This window comes from Streptococcus ictaluri 707-05 (assembly GCF_000188015.2).
Lineage (GTDB): Bacteria > Bacillota > Bacilli > Lactobacillales > Streptococcaceae > Streptococcus > Streptococcus ictaluri.
Window position 1 is genome coordinate 1 of sequence record NZ_AEUX02000006.1, and the last position, 16,857, is coordinate 16,857.

16 protein-coding genes and 2 pseudogenes are annotated in these 16,857 nt (G+C 40.8%); all 18 read left to right on the plus strand.

The window, feature by feature from the left end:
• Positions 1–402: pseudogene (locus STRIC_RS13055) on the plus strand (hypothetical protein); the annotation flags it as partial.
• A 38-nt stretch (positions 403–440) separates the two neighbouring features.
• Positions 441–1,142 (plus strand): hypothetical protein, encoded by a 702-nt coding sequence (locus tag STRIC_RS13060; RefSeq protein WP_008089483.1) that lies wholly within the window; start codon positions 441–443, stop codon positions 1,140–1,142.
• A complete protein-coding gene (locus STRIC_RS12285) occupies positions 1,117–3,546 on the plus strand; it encodes an SspB-related isopeptide-forming adhesin (protein WP_008089048.1) in 2,430 nt (809 codons plus the stop codon). The genes STRIC_RS13060 and STRIC_RS12285 overlap by 26 nt, the downstream gene beginning before the upstream one ends.
• Before the next feature lie 123 nt (positions 3,547–3,669).
• Positions 3,670–4,155 (plus strand): hypothetical protein, encoded by a 486-nt coding sequence (locus tag STRIC_RS05060; RefSeq protein WP_008089040.1) that lies wholly within the window; start codon positions 3,670–3,672, stop codon positions 4,153–4,155.
• Between the two features lie 88 nt (positions 4,156–4,243).
• On the plus strand, positions 4,244–4,468 hold the full coding sequence (locus STRIC_RS05065) for a hypothetical protein (RefSeq protein ID WP_001195396.1): 225 nt from the start codon (positions 4,244–4,246) through the stop codon (positions 4,466–4,468).
• 18 nt (positions 4,469–4,486) lie between these two features.
• On the plus strand, positions 4,487–5,233 hold the full coding sequence (locus tag STRIC_RS05070) for a hypothetical protein (protein WP_008089281.1): 747 nt from the start codon (positions 4,487–4,489) through the stop codon (positions 5,231–5,233).
• Positions 5,234–5,244: 11 nt separating this feature from the next.
• The gene (locus tag STRIC_RS05075) at positions 5,245–5,811 is read left to right on the plus strand and encodes a hypothetical protein (protein ID WP_008088918.1); all 567 of its coding nucleotides are present in this window, start codon (positions 5,245–5,247) and stop codon (positions 5,809–5,811) included.
• An 87-nt stretch (positions 5,812–5,898) separates the two neighbouring features.
• Positions 5,899–6,294 carry a hypothetical protein gene (locus STRIC_RS05080; RefSeq protein ID WP_234944196.1) on the plus strand — a complete coding sequence of 132 codons (396 nt, stop codon included), beginning with the start codon at positions 5,899–5,901 and terminating at the stop codon, positions 6,292–6,294.
• 15 nt (positions 6,295–6,309) lie between these two features.
• A complete protein-coding gene (locus tag STRIC_RS05085; protein ID WP_008088777.1) occupies positions 6,310–6,780 on the plus strand; it encodes a hypothetical protein in 471 nt (156 codons plus the stop codon).
• A 55-nt stretch (positions 6,781–6,835) separates the two neighbouring features.
• Entirely contained in the window at positions 6,836–7,090 is a 255-nt protein-coding gene (locus tag STRIC_RS12645; protein ID WP_234944197.1) for a hypothetical protein, read from the plus strand.
• Between the two features lie 505 nt (positions 7,091–7,595).
• The gene (locus tag STRIC_RS05095) at positions 7,596–7,943 is read left to right on the plus strand and encodes a PrgI family protein (RefSeq protein WP_008089400.1); all 348 of its coding nucleotides are present in this window, start codon (positions 7,596–7,598) and stop codon (positions 7,941–7,943) included.
• On the plus strand, positions 7,903–10,257 hold the full coding sequence (locus STRIC_RS05100; RefSeq protein ID WP_008089520.1) for a VirB4-like conjugal transfer ATPase, CD1110 family: 2,355 nt from the start codon (positions 7,903–7,905) through the stop codon (positions 10,255–10,257). The genes STRIC_RS05095 and STRIC_RS05100 overlap by 41 nt, the downstream gene beginning before the upstream one ends.
• A gap of 19 nt (positions 10,258–10,276) precedes the next feature.
• Positions 10,277–12,910: a phage tail tip lysozyme gene (locus STRIC_RS05105; protein ID WP_008088971.1), complete on the plus strand. Its 2,634-nt coding sequence runs from the start codon at positions 10,277–10,279 to the stop codon at positions 12,908–12,910.
• A 21-nt stretch (positions 12,911–12,931) separates the two neighbouring features.
• Positions 12,932–13,573 (plus strand): hypothetical protein, encoded by a 642-nt coding sequence (locus STRIC_RS05110; protein WP_008089069.1) that lies wholly within the window; start codon positions 12,932–12,934, stop codon positions 13,571–13,573.
• Positions 13,570–13,842, plus strand: coding sequence for a hypothetical protein (locus STRIC_RS05115; protein WP_008088758.1), 273 nt, complete (start codon positions 13,570–13,572; stop codon positions 13,840–13,842). Before STRIC_RS05110 ends, STRIC_RS05115 begins: the two co-directional genes overlap by 4 nt.
• A pseudogene (locus tag STRIC_RS05120) lies at positions 13,796–14,520 on the plus strand (hypothetical protein). The gene STRIC_RS05115 and the pseudogene STRIC_RS05120 overlap by 47 nt, the downstream one beginning before the upstream one ends.
• A 12-nt stretch (positions 14,521–14,532) precedes the next feature.
• Positions 14,533–15,051, plus strand: coding sequence for a hypothetical protein (locus STRIC_RS05125; RefSeq protein WP_008088851.1), 519 nt, complete (start codon positions 14,533–14,535; stop codon positions 15,049–15,051).
• Entirely contained in the window at positions 15,048–16,847 is a 1,800-nt protein-coding gene (locus tag STRIC_RS05130) for a VirD4-like conjugal transfer protein, CD1115 family (protein WP_040832064.1), read from the plus strand. Before STRIC_RS05125 ends, STRIC_RS05130 begins: the two co-directional genes overlap by 4 nt.
• Positions 16,848–16,857 lie beyond the last annotated feature (10 nt).

Genomic DNA, 16,857 nt, shown 5'->3' on the forward strand with positions numbered 1-16,857 from the left:
GCTACCAACTTAACCACCTTGCAAGCCCCTCCAACAGCTGATCAAACACAGCTAGCTCATCAAGCTGGCCATCAATCAGGGGAGTTGGTATCAGAGGTAAGCAACACTGAATGGGATAACGCTGTCACAACAGCTCAAGAAGCAGGTGTTACTGTAAAACAGTCTGAGAAGGTCACGCATGATAGCTTATCATCTGCTCAAGCCGATTTAGAGAAACAAACTCAAGCTGTCACAGAAGCGACAACTAAACAAGAAGCCAATAAGGCAGCTTTTAATCAAGCAATGGCAGAAAACAAGCTATTGCTCAAGCCAATCGTGATGAAAAAGAAAGGGTTGATGCTCTTAACGCTAAAGGAGAAGCAGAGACCAAAACTAAAAATGAAGCAGCTCAAGCTCAAGTAGATGCACAAAACAAACAAGCGCAAGAAGCGGCTGATACCATGAATGCCAAATTAAAAGCAGACTATGAGGCCAAGTTAACTGAAATCGAGCGACTCAAGGCTGAAAATGAAGCCATCCGTCAGCGCAACCAAGAAGCTAGTCAAGCGACTCATCAAGCTAATCAAGCAGCCCAAGCAGCCTACCAAGAAAAGCTAGCAGATATTGAGCGCATCAAAGCCGAAAATGCTGCTATCCGTAATCGTAACGCTAAGGCTCAACAAGAAGCAGAGCGTCAAAACCAAGCGCTACAAGCAGCTTATGAAGCAAAATTGGCAGAAATCAAGCAGATTGAATCAGAAAATGAAGCTATCCGTAAACGTAATGAACAAGCAGGTCAAGCGACGAATCAAACCAATCAAGCAGCTCAAGCTGCTTATCAAGAAAAACTAGCAGAAATTGAGCGTATCAAAGCCGAAAATGCCGCTATTCATGATCGTAATGCTAAGGCTCGACAAGAAGCAGAACGTCAAAACCAACAGGTTTTGGCTGACTATGAAAAACAACACGGGGAAGCAGCCCAAGCCTTAAAAGATTACTTGGCAAAAGCTCCTGACAATGTCACATTGGATCCTATCTTTAGTGCCGAACCAGCCACAGCCCCAAACGGCGATGTCATTAAAGATGAGTTTACTTATAACAGTGCTGACAATACTTTTGTGTGGACAAAACAACTCCATGACTGGAAAAAAATTTGTTGGTAAGGTCAATATCCATGGGAAACTCCTCATCACAAAGACGGTTGATCCAACAACAGGAAACGTGAAGAGCGTCCTTACGTCTGTTACTCTAACGCATCTTGATCACACTAATGTTGCAGAACCAGAAGCCGTCGTGTTTGAGGAAAACGTTTGGATTTATGATAATGCGAATCAGGAGATTTTCCATACTAAGTTTGATGTGCGTCAAGCTGGTAAGATTGATATTCATAAAACTTATACGGTAAACAAGACCTTTGACCTCGCTGCTGGTCAAAAAGGAGAGTCCTTCTTATTAGCCAATATCAAGGATGTCTGGGTGACAGGTGAGCCTTCTAACCTATCTGTAACGTTTAATAATACTAATAGACCTAAGCCAGAGCTTCCAGGCGAGCCACCACAACTGGTGACACCTGTCTTAGAACAAGAAAAGCCATTGCCGCCAACCCCAGAAAAACCGACTGATGGTGTTCCAAACTTAGAAAAGGAAAAAACGGTCCCACCGACTCCAGTTAAACCAGAGTCAGTTAAACCTGTTTTAGAACCAGAAAAACCATTGCCACCAGCCCCAGAAAAACCGACTGATGATGTTCCAAATATAGAGAAGGAAAAACCGGTTCCTCCAACTCCAGTTAAACCTGAAGCGGTTAAACCAGATCTCAAAGGCTTTACGCCAGAGGTTTATGACCCGATTAAACCAGTTGTGAAACCCTATGTCACCGTTCCTGAAAAAGTCGTTTATGAGGTTATGGTTCATCCTGTTCAAGTGAAACAAACGCCAACAAATGTTAAATCTGTGACGAATAGTGATCAGGTTAATGTTAATGGACAACTGGTACCAAAAGGATCAACGGTAACGTGGGAGCTTGTTAATACCGCTCTCAAAGCTGGTCGTCAGGATATCACAAGCTATGAGCTAATCGACCCACTACCAGATGGTTTTGAGTTAGATGTTACCACCACACAAACCCTTTCTCCTGATTGGGTGATAACAACAGATGAAGCAGGCAAGGTTAGTCTTAAGGCTTCGCAATCCCTTTTGGAGCACTTCAATGCTAAACGTGACCAAGATGTAGAAGTCCCTAAGGTATCACTGGTTGGTCGTTTACTGAATGATGCGGGGACTTACCACAATACCTTTAAGACGGTGGTCACTACTCCAAATGGTAGCTATACGGTAACCTCTAACACACCAGTGATCTATACACCAGGGAACGATCCAAAAACACCTCGTAACCCAGGAGGAGATAATCCAACACCGCATGATAATCTGATTCAACCAACTAAAACCATTGTGGATGACAAGGGTCAGTCCATTGATGGGAAGTCTGTCTTGCCAAACAGTACCCTGACTTACCTGGCTAAGCAAGATTTTGATCAGTACAAAGGGATGACAGCTGCCAAAGAAAGTGTCATGAAAGGCTTTATCTATGTCGATGATTACAAGGATGAAGCTATCGATGGTCATTCACTGGTTGTGAATTCAATTAAGGCCGCTAATGGAGATGATGTGACTAATCTCTTAGAGATGCGCCATGTATTGTCTCAAGATATGCTTGACGATAAGCTAAAAGCACTGATCAAGGCATCAGGCATTTCTCCAGTCGGTGAATTCTACATGTGGGTAGCTAAAGATCCAGCGGCTTTTTACAAAGCTTATGTTCAAAAAGGGTTAGACATTACCTACAACTTGTCCTTTAAACTTAAACAGGAGTTTAAGAAAGGTGACATTACTAATCAAACCTATCAATTAGATATGGGGAATGGCTATTACGGCAATATCGTGGTTAACCATCTCCCTGAACTAGCTGTTCATAAAGAAGTGCTTGACCAAGATGGTAAGTCTATCCAAAATGGCACAGTGAAAATCGGTGATGAAGTAACTTATAAATTGGAAGGTTGGGTCATCCCAGCAGGTCGTGGCTATGACCTAACAGAATATAAATTTGTGGATCAACTCCAGAATACGCATGACCTCTACCAGAAAGATAAGGTCCTTGCGACAGTTGATATCACTTTATCAGATGGTACTATTATCCCTAAAGGCACTGACTTAGCTCAGTACACTGAGACAACCTACAATAAGGAGACAGGTCACTATGAGTTGGCCTTTAAGGCAGACTTCCTTGCACAAGTTCCACGTAGTAGTGCTTTTGGGGCAGATGTTTTTGTGGTGGTTAAACGAATCAAAGCAGGCGATGTGACAAATGAGTACACCTTGTATGTCAACGGTAATCCTGTGAAATCTAATAAAGTCACCACTCATACGCCAGAACCACCACAACCTGTAACTCCAAAAGCTCCAGCTTTACCATCCACAGGAGAGCAAGGAGTATCTGTCCTAACGGTGCTTGGCGCCGCCTTACTCTCACTCTTAGGCCTTGTAGGGCTTAAAAAGCGTCAACAGTAAGTTATTAATGGATAGATCTTGGCTTAGTCTAATTTAAGAACAGATAAAAGGCTGCGGTGAGCCTCTAGAAGCTCTGATCATTTTATGCTATAATGAAAGAAAAATCAGAGGGGATAATCAGTTATGGAAAAGGATAAAAAGTTGGATAGGCATGTAACAAAAAGTGGTTATACCTATTACACGCCACGTCAAATAGCTCCACAGGCTCCACAAGTCCCTAAAGAGGACAAATGGAAGAAAGGATTGAAGTGGCTTGGACAAGCTCTTCTAGCTAGTCTGAAGAACCTACCAGGGCTTATCATGAAAGCAGCGGTTCTCATGGTGACAACCCCACTCATGATTCTGCTCTTTATCTTTAATCTACTAAAGAGCCTGTTAGTAACCGCCATTGGCTGGTTCGTGTTTAAAGTGGTTGTTGGCTTTTCTGTCATTTGTTATTGGGCATTTCTGACGAAAGAAGGAGCTCCTCCGGTTAGTGTTGAAAAATGGACTTTCGACTGGATTATGCCAAAAGGTGTTCCGATTTATCATTGGTGGGAAACCACTATTATCGTTGTCCTCGCTATCATAACTGCTCTTACTCTAACCTTTTATTCAGATGAGGTCTAACCCTCATAAAATCTACCATACACATAGACACTAAGTCATTCTTAGTGTCTTTTATTTTTTAGAAAAACAGAAAGTGAGAAACATCTATATGCAAACAGTTGTCAATTTTGTGAATCAAATCGGAACAATCGGAGGTTTGGTCGGTCTTGGTTGGGCGGCCTGGGGTGCTTGGGACTTGGCTATCGGGATTCGTCGGGAATTGGACGATAAGAAGGACAAAGGGATCCAAAGTGTTATCCTAGGTGCTCTTCTTGGAGGCGTTCTGAAAACTCTCTTTTCAGCCCTTGCCGCAGGACTATCCTCTATTGGGTAAGACAAGGAGGTGGTGGTCATGAACCAATCCACACTAGACCAACTAACAATGAGCCTTAAAGACTATAACCCAACGGCTTATAACCTGATGGAGACAGTCTCAGGCTCTATGGAAAAAGTTGCTATCTTGCTTCTCTTACTCTTCATGGGGATCAACCTGCTTAACTGGAACCAGCAACTCAAAAGCAATGGTGGCGAGTTGACCTTACAACTTTGGATTGAGGAAATCCTCAAATATGCGATTGCCCTCTTTCTCATTCTCTATGTGGATGAGATTTTTGATAGCCTGTCCTGGCTCTTTAATGTCATTATAAAGATGGTCGCAAAAATTGGTATTGATCCTTTCAGTTCTAAAGCACCATCCTATAAAGGATTGAACGTCGTAATGAAATGGATATTTCAACTTATTTATGGTGCAGTTGACTTTGTCGGTCAAATTTCAACCAAGTTATTGATTCTGTTGCGTTCCTTTACCCTCTATACCTACAAAGGAATTGGAAAAATTGTCGTGGCCTGTTACATGATGGAGAGCCTTCGACCCATTTGCTTTGGCTTTTTTAAGCTTTATATTGCGGCCGTCCTTCAGGGATTGATTTTAGTCATTGTCATCATCCTTTATCCAGCTATTGTGACCAATGACCTACTAACCGTAGCTAAGACAGGAGCTTTGACTAATGCCTTTATAGCCATTGCCAAAGGGATTGTTTATATCATTGTATTGTTTGGTAGCCAACGTATGGCCAAGAACATTATGCAAGTCAACTAAAGGAGAAAAACATGACCAATTTGAAACTATTGATAGAACAAGAATTTACCAAGGTTAAAAAAGAAGGAGCTTCAACTTGTCTTACCTCTAATAAGTTCATGGAACAAGAAGATGTTTCAGACCTGAAAAGAGAAATTGAAGCTCTAGAAGAAATGGTTGCCTATCTGGAGCCTTATAAAGGGATGTTTGAGTCCCTAGCAGAACCCTTGTATGACTGGTTACTCTATGGGAAAGTCAATATTGAAGAGCTCCCCCTAGAAAGCCGAATGTTTTCCCATGCGTATACCTACGCTTGGCGATATGCGGAGGCTAAACATGATGAAACCTATGGGATGGCTATTATTGATTTACTTCAATCAGACATGACCGAACTTGTCCAGTTAGGAAAGCTAGATCAAGAGGCCTATGGTGACTATCTCAAGCAATGGATGGACTACCTTGCTCGTGGTCTATCTGCCTTTAAAGACAGTAAAGACTATGATAACTATTTCCTGAAGCTCCAAGAAGTCCACAAAGCGTTATTTGATGAGTATATTGGAGATATGGAAGATAATCGGGATTGGGTTTCACTATTGTAATCATCGTTTTTGAGCATTAGCTTTATGATATAATGAAAGAGAACGCATCATGACCGAAAGGAGTTTAGAAGTCCTATGATAACTATAATGACAAAACTATATACGTGGTGGACAGGTCGGCTTGAGCGTCGATACAGGGAAGCACAAGGCTATTATAAACAGCTAACTAAAGAAGCCTTGATGGCTGAATGGATAGAATTAGAGGTTAGAAAAGAAAAGAGCTCCCGCAGATGGGAACTTTTGCTGGGGCTAGTATTAACGGTTATTTTCTCAGATGATCTTAAGCGTTTTCTAGCCATTGTTTTTGCCCCACTAACTGGTGTTTCCGTAAAGGATTTACAAGTAAGTGTCTTGATAAGTATCCTTGTAGCCTTGTTGATTATTTTTTTATTAATGGCTATTGTGTTTTACAATTTTAGCTATTCTTTATTATTGAGACGCTATCTTATTTTGAAGCGTTATTTAGAAGAGCACCAAATTTAACGACAGGAGCAGAGTATGAACCGAGAGCGAGTTTTTGAATTATTGGAAAGTCCATATACTCCTTATATCTTTGTAGAATCAACTTATGTAATTGTTGCTATTGTTTTTAATATCAAATTATCTTATATCAATAAGCTACTAAATCAAAACTTTGATGTTGATAGGATGATAGTTCAAAAAGATGTGATGATCGCAACTGATGTGATGTCATTTAATCATAATACTTCTTGGAATTATTTATTATGGGGAGTATTGCTTATTATCATTGGCTTTGCCATTCCCATGATATCTGCTTCGCTCAATAAGTTAAGTTATAAGAGAGAAGAGATTAAGGGAGGGATCATGATGATAATTTGTGCGATGATTATCGTTAACATAATGATTATTATTTCCATTTCAAAAGTGCTTCTTAGTCCAATTATTATAGCGACTTTAATCCTGTGTGCTATAGGAACCCTCTTCGCTTTTGGGAGCTCACAATCATAATAATAAAATCAAACAGCTATGAGGCTGTTTTTTTGATGGAAAGGACAATATAGGTATGAGTAAAAAAGAAAAAATAGATTTGGAAAATATGTCGGGAAAAGAAATACTTCAAGATACGCTAGGACATTATCACTTCAAATATGGTGTCTTTTGTATTGAAGTCGGGGTATTTACTTATTTGACTTTGTTAATAGCGATTGTATTATTGATGACGAATCATCATGTTTTAGGTTGCTGCGTGTTCCTTTTTCATGTTGTATTGCTGATGAGTGGTCTTCTCTGTGGGGAGAAAAAAGAGAAGGGAGCTTAACCATTGATTTAAAAACGACCAAGCTGTGCTTTTTAAAGAAGCTACCCAATAGAGCAATTGTAGATAATAATGTAGCTAATAAGTTAAACGTATCTTCAGGAAAAACAAGTAGTAAGAAAAGAATAATGGCAAAAATGGGATACCATTCAAATATTTTTTGGTGACATTGATTCATAAATTGGGAATATAATGGGTGAAATGACTTGAACTTCCTAAATTGAATTTCTAGAAAAATAAGTCCGTAAACAGCTACGGTAATAAGTATCATAAGATAGCCTGCTCTAGCGATATATGAAAAATCAATTTGCTTGAAAAGTGCCAGTGTATTATACTTTGAAACCGAAACAAACGCATAACAGATAGCCCATAGAAGTATGGCCATAATCAGAATGATAGCTATGCTGAGAACATAGGGAAGATATCTTTTAAAAAGTGTTTGTATTAATCTCATAAATTTAAACCTCGTTTTTTTTGCCCTATTATACCATACAAAGAAAGGAGCCCTATGACACGCTTAGGCAGTGAATTTTTAAAAGCCCTGGATAGCTATGAACGGCCATTCTTAGGCTACATGACCTTGAGGCAGTGGATACTGCTCTTTGGGATAGGACTGACGGTACTTGTAACCTCAGTTCTTTTTTGGTTTAAAACACCCAATATTATCCTCTATGGCGTTAGTCTTTTAGTACTAGCGCCTTTTGTTATTTTTGGGTGTCATATTGATGAAAAAATTAAAGATGAGCTTCGCTTTTTCTTAACCAAGCAAGAACGAACTTATCAAACCAACTATGACAGAAAGGAAACGACGAAAAATGACTTTATTCGGCCGAAAGAAAACCCCGAAACGCACTAAAGCTGAGAAAGAGCGGGCAAAACGTCTCAGACGAACCCTGGTCGCATCCACACAAAACAGCTTAAACTACCAAAGCCTAACACCTGATGGTCTGATGACCATCACAAACGATACTTACTCTAAAACCTATCGTCTAGGAGATACTAGCTATATCACCGCCACAGATGATGAACGGATTGATGTGATTGAAACCAATGCCGATATCTTCAATTCTTTAGACATTGATAATGATTTACAGCTGCTTATCATTAACCGTAGAGTGGAAAAACCTAGTCTAACTGCTATTCGTTATGACCTTGCAGAAGATGGCTATGATGACTACCGTAGTGAGTATAATGCCATGATTAAGGAGCGTTTCTCCCATGACCAAAATACCTTTAAAGTGGAGAAATATTTAACGATTACGGCGCAATCAGACCAAGCCCCACAAGCCAGTCGTATCTTAGATGATACAGCCAACATTATTGAAAGTCAGTATAGCGGCTTGGGAATCTCATTTAGAGAGATGGACGGTTTAGAACGCTTGCTTGTTTTTAGAAAGCTTCTACGAAAAGAAGCCTTTTTAGATTTCAACTATGAAGATATTGCTTTGTCAGGCCTTTCTACTAGGGACTTTATTGCCCCTAACTATTTGAAATTTGAAAAAGATTATATGCAAATTGATGATTCTTTTGCGAGGGTTCTCTATGTTAGACAATACCCGACTTTTTTGAATGACAAGCTGATTAAGAATATTCTGGATACGGGGATTGAGCTGGCTATTAGCCTACATGCTAAACCTTATGATACAGGCGCAGCCATTAAGAAAATCAAAACCGTTCAATCTAGTGTCCGTAGAGAAATGATTAAAAGTCAAAAAGCTGCCGCAAAAGCCATGATTTCTAGTGACTTAGTGGTCGGAGGTAAAGCAGTGGAGACCTCAAGAGAGACTGAAAAGTGGACGGAAGAGCTTCAGGATAATGATCAGAAGATGTTTTCAGGAGTCATGGCCATCTACCTACTGGCAGATAGCCTTGAAGAGCTCAATAATCATACCGAACAAGTCCAACGATCTGTCCGTAAGAATACCGTTGAGCTAGACAAATGTTACCTTTATCAGGAAGAAGCCCTCAACACCATTTTGCCAATTGGTATTCCCTTTATCAATGTGAAACGTCGTTTTATGAGGGATATGACGACCAGCAATTTAGCCACACAAGTCCCCTTTACCAACGTGGATTTACGCTCCTCTAGCCCACGTGCCGTTTATTATGGTCAAAATCAACTTTCCAAAAATGCAGTAACGGTTGACCGTAAACGGGACTTAAATACAGGCTCAGGGGTTATCTTTGGGATTCCTGGATCTGGGAAATCAGTACTAGCTAAAGCAGGAGAAATTATTCCGACTCTTTTACGCTATCCAGAAGATCAAATCATTATCATTGATGCCGAAGACGAATATACAGGAATTGGCCGTGCCTTTGGGGCAGAAATCATTACCATTGCCCCAGGATCTTCCCATCATTTTAATTTACTTGATTTACCTGATAAGGATAAACTCCAGGCGGAAGATAACGACCCTATTGGCCAAAAGTCCAACCTCCTCTCAACCCTTTTTGAAAATATTTTCTCTGAAGTGTCGGACGATGAGTTCGCCATGATTGACCGAGTGACCAGAAAGACCTATGAAGCCTATCCTCATCCTACCTTTAAGGATTGGCAAACCATTCTCGAACAACAGTCAGAAGACGTCGCACAACTGCTGGCTTTAAAAGCAGAACCCTACACGAGAGGATCTAATGATATTTTTGCGCATCCAACCAATGTCAATATGGAGAATCGCTTCATTATCTTTAACCTTAAGCAATTAAGTGGGAAACTCAAACCCTTTGCCCTTCTTGTTATTCAAGACTACATCTGGAATCAGGTGGTCAACCACCAAGGGAAAAAAACCACTTGGCTTTACTTTGATGAGTTACAACTTTACTTTAAAAATAAACTCCAGGCTACCTTCTTCACCGAGTTATATTCTCGTATTCGTAAGTACGGAGCTATCTCTACAGGGATTACACAAAATCCTGAAACGGTCCTCTCAACAGAAGAAGGGCGAAAACTTGTCGCCAACTGTGAATTTATGGTGCTTTTAAAACTCAAACGTACCGATTTAGAAGCACTGTCGCAAGTAACCCCACTCACACCTTCTCTAGAGTGCTTTGTCCTAAGACCTAAGGCGAAAGGCACAGGCTTAATTGTAGCAGGAACGACCATTGTGCCCTTTGAAAATCCAATCGCTAAAGAAACTAAACTTTACCAATTGGTTGCAACAGATGGTTAAGAAAGTGAGGTGATGGTCTATGTATGAGACAGATCCCAAACAAGCCAGACAAGAACGAAAACAACGGATCAAGGAAGGCATCACTTCCAATAAAACGAAAGTCCCTAAAGAAGCTCGCTTAGAGTCTAAAATGGCATACAAAAGAGCTAAAAAGGATTATAAACTGGCCCAAAAAGACTATATCTTACATCAAGGCCCCAAACCAACAGCTAGAGCCCTTTTCTTTAAGCAAAAAGCCGCTAAGGCAAAGCTCAATAAACAAGTCGCAAAGACCATCTATAAACGAGCCAAAAAAGCGGATGAGAGCTACATTCCCAATCGTCTGAAAACACGAGCAAAAAATGGTACTAAAATGAAGGCAAGGTATGATGTCGAACGAAGCATGCGGGATAATGATATTCTAGGAGATTGGGTCAAAGCTAGACAAGACATCCGTCAGTTTCAGTACCAAAAGAATGCGTCAAAGCGTGCCGCAAGAGCTGGAGGAAAGTTGGCTAAATACTCCATTAAACACAGCTATGGACAGGTCAACCGAGCTTATAACTTCACCCGTGGACGTGGCTTCACCAGAACCCCAAAAGAATTCTCTTGGGAGGGAAAACTCACTAAAAAGATACGACAGGTAAGGCAACGAGCAGCACTGACAAAGGTAGGAAGAGTAGCTAAAGGAACAAGTAAGGCAGTTAAAATCGTCTCAAAACCCCTTCGCTCTATCTTAGCCAATCCTCTCGCTATTAAGTCCTATTTCCTAATGTTTCTAATCTTTGCGGTCCTAGCTCTTTTTATGGGAATCTTAGGAGGGAGTGGTCCCGTCCAACAAAATGAATTTGACCTCAATCGCTCTTGGCTTCAAGTGAGTAAGCGAGATCGAGAAAAATCAAATGACAAGGTGGATTACTGGACCAACATTGATGATATCCTCTTTTTCATGAATTACCGTTATGGTAGTGAGTGGAATCCAGACAGTAATTGGAAAGAAGGGACAGGAGGAGAATTAGCTGGGAATCTTGGCTTTAACCACTATTCGGATGCCCTTAATGATCTCTGGAATCACTTAAATGATGACCCAAACAATCTTAAAACAATGGCAGACCTTTATGGCTTTTCTTCACCTCTCAAATGGGCTAAGCTTACGAAAGACGAGTTAGAAGAATACAAGGAACTGATAGAACTGACAAAAGAGGTGGGACGTTATCCCTCTTACCAGGAATTAGATAGTCCTTTTTACAGTGAAAAAGACCCCTCTTACGCCAATCCCTTGACAGTCCTGAAGCGTTTCGGTTACACATCACCCACAGAAATCTACGAGAAGACGCAGCTCAAAGCAACAACGGGTCAAGCTCTACGAGCTCCCCTGTCAGGAAAAGTCTCAATAAAAGACGATAGGCTATCCATTCAGACGGATGAAGCAATCTTTACTTTTTACAAGGTAGGGAGCCTTCGTGTCACAGATGGCGTAGAAGTCACGTCTGGCGATGAAATTGGTAAGGTGACAACCAATGGTTACCAAACCATTCAATATCAGAAGTTAGAAGAGAAAGCAACTAAAGATCAAAAGGCCAAGTGGACTTCTGTTAATCCAGGCTTCTATTTCCAGTCTGTCATTTACAACCAGACAACATCTGTCCTGACAACACTTGACGGTGACTTGGGACAAAAGGCCAGAAGTATCAAAGATTATCTGAAGAAAAAGTTGCCGAATCTAACAGATAATGGCTTAGCTGCCATGTTAGGAAACTTTGCGACAGAAAGCAACATCAATCCGAAACGAGCTGAAGGTGACTACCTCAGTCCACCAGTTGGGGCTTCAGCTTCTTCCTGGGATGATGAGGATTGGCTAGCCCTTGGTGGTCCCGCTATTTATAATGGAGGCTATGCCAATATTCTCCATCGAGGTCTTGGTCTAGGGCAATGGACTGATACGGCGGATGGCTCAACCAGACATACCTTGTTGCTAAATTATGCGAAAGGAAGGAACAAAAAGTGGTATGACTTAGAACTGCAACTAGACTTTATGTTAGAAGGAGATAATCCCTATTATAGGACGATTGTGACTGGTATTTTAACTAGCTATGATGACGTTGCTCTACTGACGAAACGTTTTCTCAATAATTGGGAAGGAAATGCAGGCGATAAACTGCTAGAGCGTCAAAATAATGCCAAACAAATCCACGCCTTTCTGACACAAAAAATAGTTGGCGGTGGAACAATAGCTTCTTCATGGAATTTCCCTGAAGCCTATCGTTCAAAAGTGGAGCATCCTCCAACACAAGCGGCAATGACCACCCAACAAGGTAGTGGTTATCCTGTCGGTCAATGTACCTGGTATGCCTATAATCGCCTCGTAGAGCTAGGTTCTATCAAAGATTTATCAGGCGCTTATGGCTATTTAGGTAATGGCCAAGATTGGGTCCGAAATCTAGTGGCTAAAGGGTGGCGATACAGCCCAACGCCTATCAAGGGAGCTGTCGTTTCAACGGCGGGCGGTTTTGATGGAACGTATCCACAATGGGGACATGTTGGCATCGTAGAAGTCGTTAATCCAGATGGTAGTTTTTTGGTATCTGAACTAAATTATGCAGGCATTCAAGATAGCATTCATTACCGAGTCTGTCAGTCAGCTCCATTTTATAGCTTTGCCACACCAAAATAATATAGAAAGAAGGAACAATACATGAAAATGATTGATACTGAAAAACTCAAATTGTTAAAGTTAATGGGACTTGGTTTTGCGGTTATTCTTGTTTTAGGTATGGTCCTTTGGTTGGGTCTAGCAACGACAAACAACCATCAGACAAATAAAAAGGAAGAACCGACGACTAAGCAAGTCAAGAAGGTGGAAGGGACGGAAATAACAACGGCTTATGTTAAAGACTTTCTAGTTGCTTATTTTACCAAGAAAGACCTAGGAGAAAATTGCAATCTTTATCTCCCCTTTATGACAGAAGCCGCTTACCAACAAGAAGTGGCTAGTGAAAAAGAGCCTGCTGCACAGGCCTATAAGGGCTATGTCGTTGATACAAAGCTCAAATCAGCGACTATTTACATTGATGAAGAAAACCATGTGGCATTAGCTAAAGTCAGCTATACCCAAACCCAACTTCAAAAAAAGAAGGACTACACGAATGCTCAAAAAGATGTGCTGTCCAACAGTACCCTTAGGATTAGCTATATTAAACAAGACAAGAAATACTTGATCAGCCATATTGAGCCAATTTTGATTGTCGACACCCTGAATGCTAGTCAAGAAGCATCACTTCCAACCCTCAACCAACCCAATACAAACCAATCAACAGAAAGGAAAGAGACACCATGACCAAATCAGAAACATTACAAACACAACGCACAAAGGTTCAAGCCCGTTATGAGGACTATCTGGCCAAAGCTAAAAAGGAGGAAACAAAACTAAAAGAATTGGATACCCAAATCATTCTGGCCAAACATGAAGAGCGTTCAGACTATTTAGCTAAGCACCAGTTGACCTGGGCGGATATTGAAAAACAAATTGCTGCAGGAAAATTGAAAGGAGAACAAAACCATGTACCGTCTAACCAATCTGACGCTGGACACGGCAACGACTTATAAGAACAAGGACTTGGTTTACCAAGCCTTAGAGCGAGAAAACGCCAAAGTGAAACACCAGGAGGCAGAAGGGCTGCTTTTGGTGGAAGAGTTGGATAAGAAGGGAGTCGTGATTTACCAAGAGGATATCTATCTTCCCTTTGAAGGGATCGCAGATAGTCTTTTTCTAAAAAGTGGAACAACTACTCATCAAAAGGAATCTCAGTCCAACCAGAAGTGGTTTTGGACACGTTCTAGAGACAAGAACAGCCAGAAATCCAGCCCAAAAGAGAAACAAGAGCTTAGAAAGACCGTCTCAGACATTGAAACACAGTCTATTAAGGGAAAAAGCCTCTCTTCCTTTCTGAAAGTCTTTTGGCAGGGCCTCCTTTTGGTTGGAATGGGAGTCAGCCTTACGATAGCTGGCTTTACGACAAGCTTATCTCTTAAACAGGAAAAAGAACTTTCTTATCTGAACCAACAGTGGAACTCAAACACCCATCTGGCCAATTACAATCGGTCATTTTGGAATCAGTGGACCAAGCAGATGATCAAATTTATCAACTAACCTATGTCCTAGCAATCAAAGATGGGGAGACTAGAACTCAGACACGACTAACACTAACTGTTAAAGAAGTTTCTATGACTCCTTATGGTTACCAAATCATTAAAATCCCTAAACAAACCAATTATCCAAAATAGAAAGGTAAAGATATGGATCAAGCAAGAACCAGTCATTCCCTAGCTTTAAAGGGCAAAGTGACTTTAGAATTAACCATTCAAGCCCTTTACACCCTTTCCAAGGCTTATCATGATAATAAACAATACAAACTGGACCATCAAACATTTGAAGGAGAAACCCGTTTCAATGACTTTATGGCAACCAAATCCCAAAAAGATGTGGAACAGCTCTTAAGTAGTGAAGTCCATCTTGAAAAACTTAAATGTTACTTAGAGGAAGTTAAGGTGGGGTTTACCTACTACCAAAAAGGGGAGATGACCTATCTCATTTTTGAAAGTAAAAACCGTCTTTTGGCGGAAAAAGCTATTAAAGACATGTTGGCTGATATCACAAAGACTCCTGAGAAACTAGAGAAGTTTTCTAAAAAGGTCTTGAGAAAACCCCATGAAATGACCCCAGAAGACAAACTCGCCTATTACAAAACCAATGTTGTCTATAAAGGAATGAGTCCGGTCGTCACAAAAGAAATCGGAAAGGAGAAAGCACGATGACCAGAAAGCCAATTTGGCCCTACCTAGTGGTGGGGCTTTTGTCATTTATCTTATGCCAATCTTTCTACGCTTACTATCAACTAGCGACACAAGCGGTGCCTTTTATGGGGATGCTTCGGGTGAATTGGTTACTGGAGAATTGGTCCTTATTTTCCTTGAGACTCTCCTTTGAACCTGACGCTTTGATGGCTGGTGTTATTGGTTTTGGATTGCCTCTATTGGTTTATGTATCTGGAGACAAAAGTGCTTATCGACACGGTGAGGAACAAGGGAGTGCTCGATTTGCGACATTAAGAGAGATGAAACGCTTTGAGGACAAGGATAGTGATAAGAACATGCTCTTTACTAAGCAGGTGAAAATGGGCCTCTTTAACTTCAGACTAGCTTACAACGTTCAACTCAATAAGAATGTCATCGTCATTGGTCTTCCAGGCGATGGAAAAACCTTTACCTTTGTGCTCCCTAATCTGATGCAGCTGAATTCTAATTTTGTCGTGACAGACCCTAAAGGAAATCTGGTACATGAGACTGGAAAGATGCTTGAGAAACATGGCTATGCCGTAAAAATCTTTGATCTCATTCGTCTAAAGAATTCTGATTGCTTTAATCCCTTTCACTACATGACTTCAGAATTAGACATTGACCGCATCTCTGAAGCTATTACAGAAGGCACCAAGAAGAGTGAGCACATGGGAGAAGATTTCTGGGTGCAGGCAGAATTAATGTTGCAGCGGGCTTTAATTGGTTGGCTCTATTTTGACTCTAGAGATCCTGAAACAGGCGCACAGCTTTATATGCCAAATCTTGGTCACGTGGCTGATCTCTTACGTGGTATCTATCGTGAAGACCCAGAGGTTCCTAGTTCTGTCGAACAGATGTTTGAAGAGCTAGAAGAATTACAACCTGGTAATTATGCTTACAAACAGTGGAAACTTTTCCAGAACTTTAAGGGGGAAACAAGAAATAGTGTTGTGGCTATTCTTTCCTCTAGGTATTCCATCTTTGACCATGACGACGTGAGAAAGCTCATCAGTGAGGACACCATGGAGATGGATAGCTGGAATACAAAGAAAATGGCTGTTTTTATTGCCATCCCAGAAACCAACAATGCCTTTAACTTTTTATCCTCTATCCTTTTTGCGGTTGGTTTTGAGGTCTTAACCCACAAGGCAGATACTATTCTCCAGGGAAAAGTCTCTGGATACAGCAGACAAAATCTCAGACATATCCAATTTATTTTAGATGAATTTGCGCAGATTGGTCGCATTCCAAACTTTACCCAGATTCTATCCTCTATCCGTAGTCGTGAGATGTCCATTAAAATCATTATTCAAGCCGTTAACCAATTGGAATCTCTCTATAAGAGTGATTGGAAAACCATCTTTAATAACTGCGCTACCCATCTTTTTTGGGGAACCAATGATAAAGATACCATGGAATACTACTCAACCCGTTCAGGAAAACAAACGATTAGAACAAGGTCAACCTCAAAAACGCATAGCTATCGTAACGGTTCTTCTGGTGAAAACAAACAAATCCAAGGCCGTCCTCTCCTAACTCCTGATGAAGTGGCTAGAATTGGTGTAGATGAGGGATTGGTGTTTATTTCAAAACAAAATGTTTTTAAGGACAAGAAGGCTAGTGTTTACGACCATCCAAGACAACACGACATTGCCCACTCCCCTGAAGATAAAGAAAAATGGTATGACTATAAGCGTCTAGGAACAGATATTGATGGTCTGTTGCTTCATGCGACAGATTTAACCCCAGAGTTTGAAGAACTCTTTGCAGCTTAAGCTAGTAGAA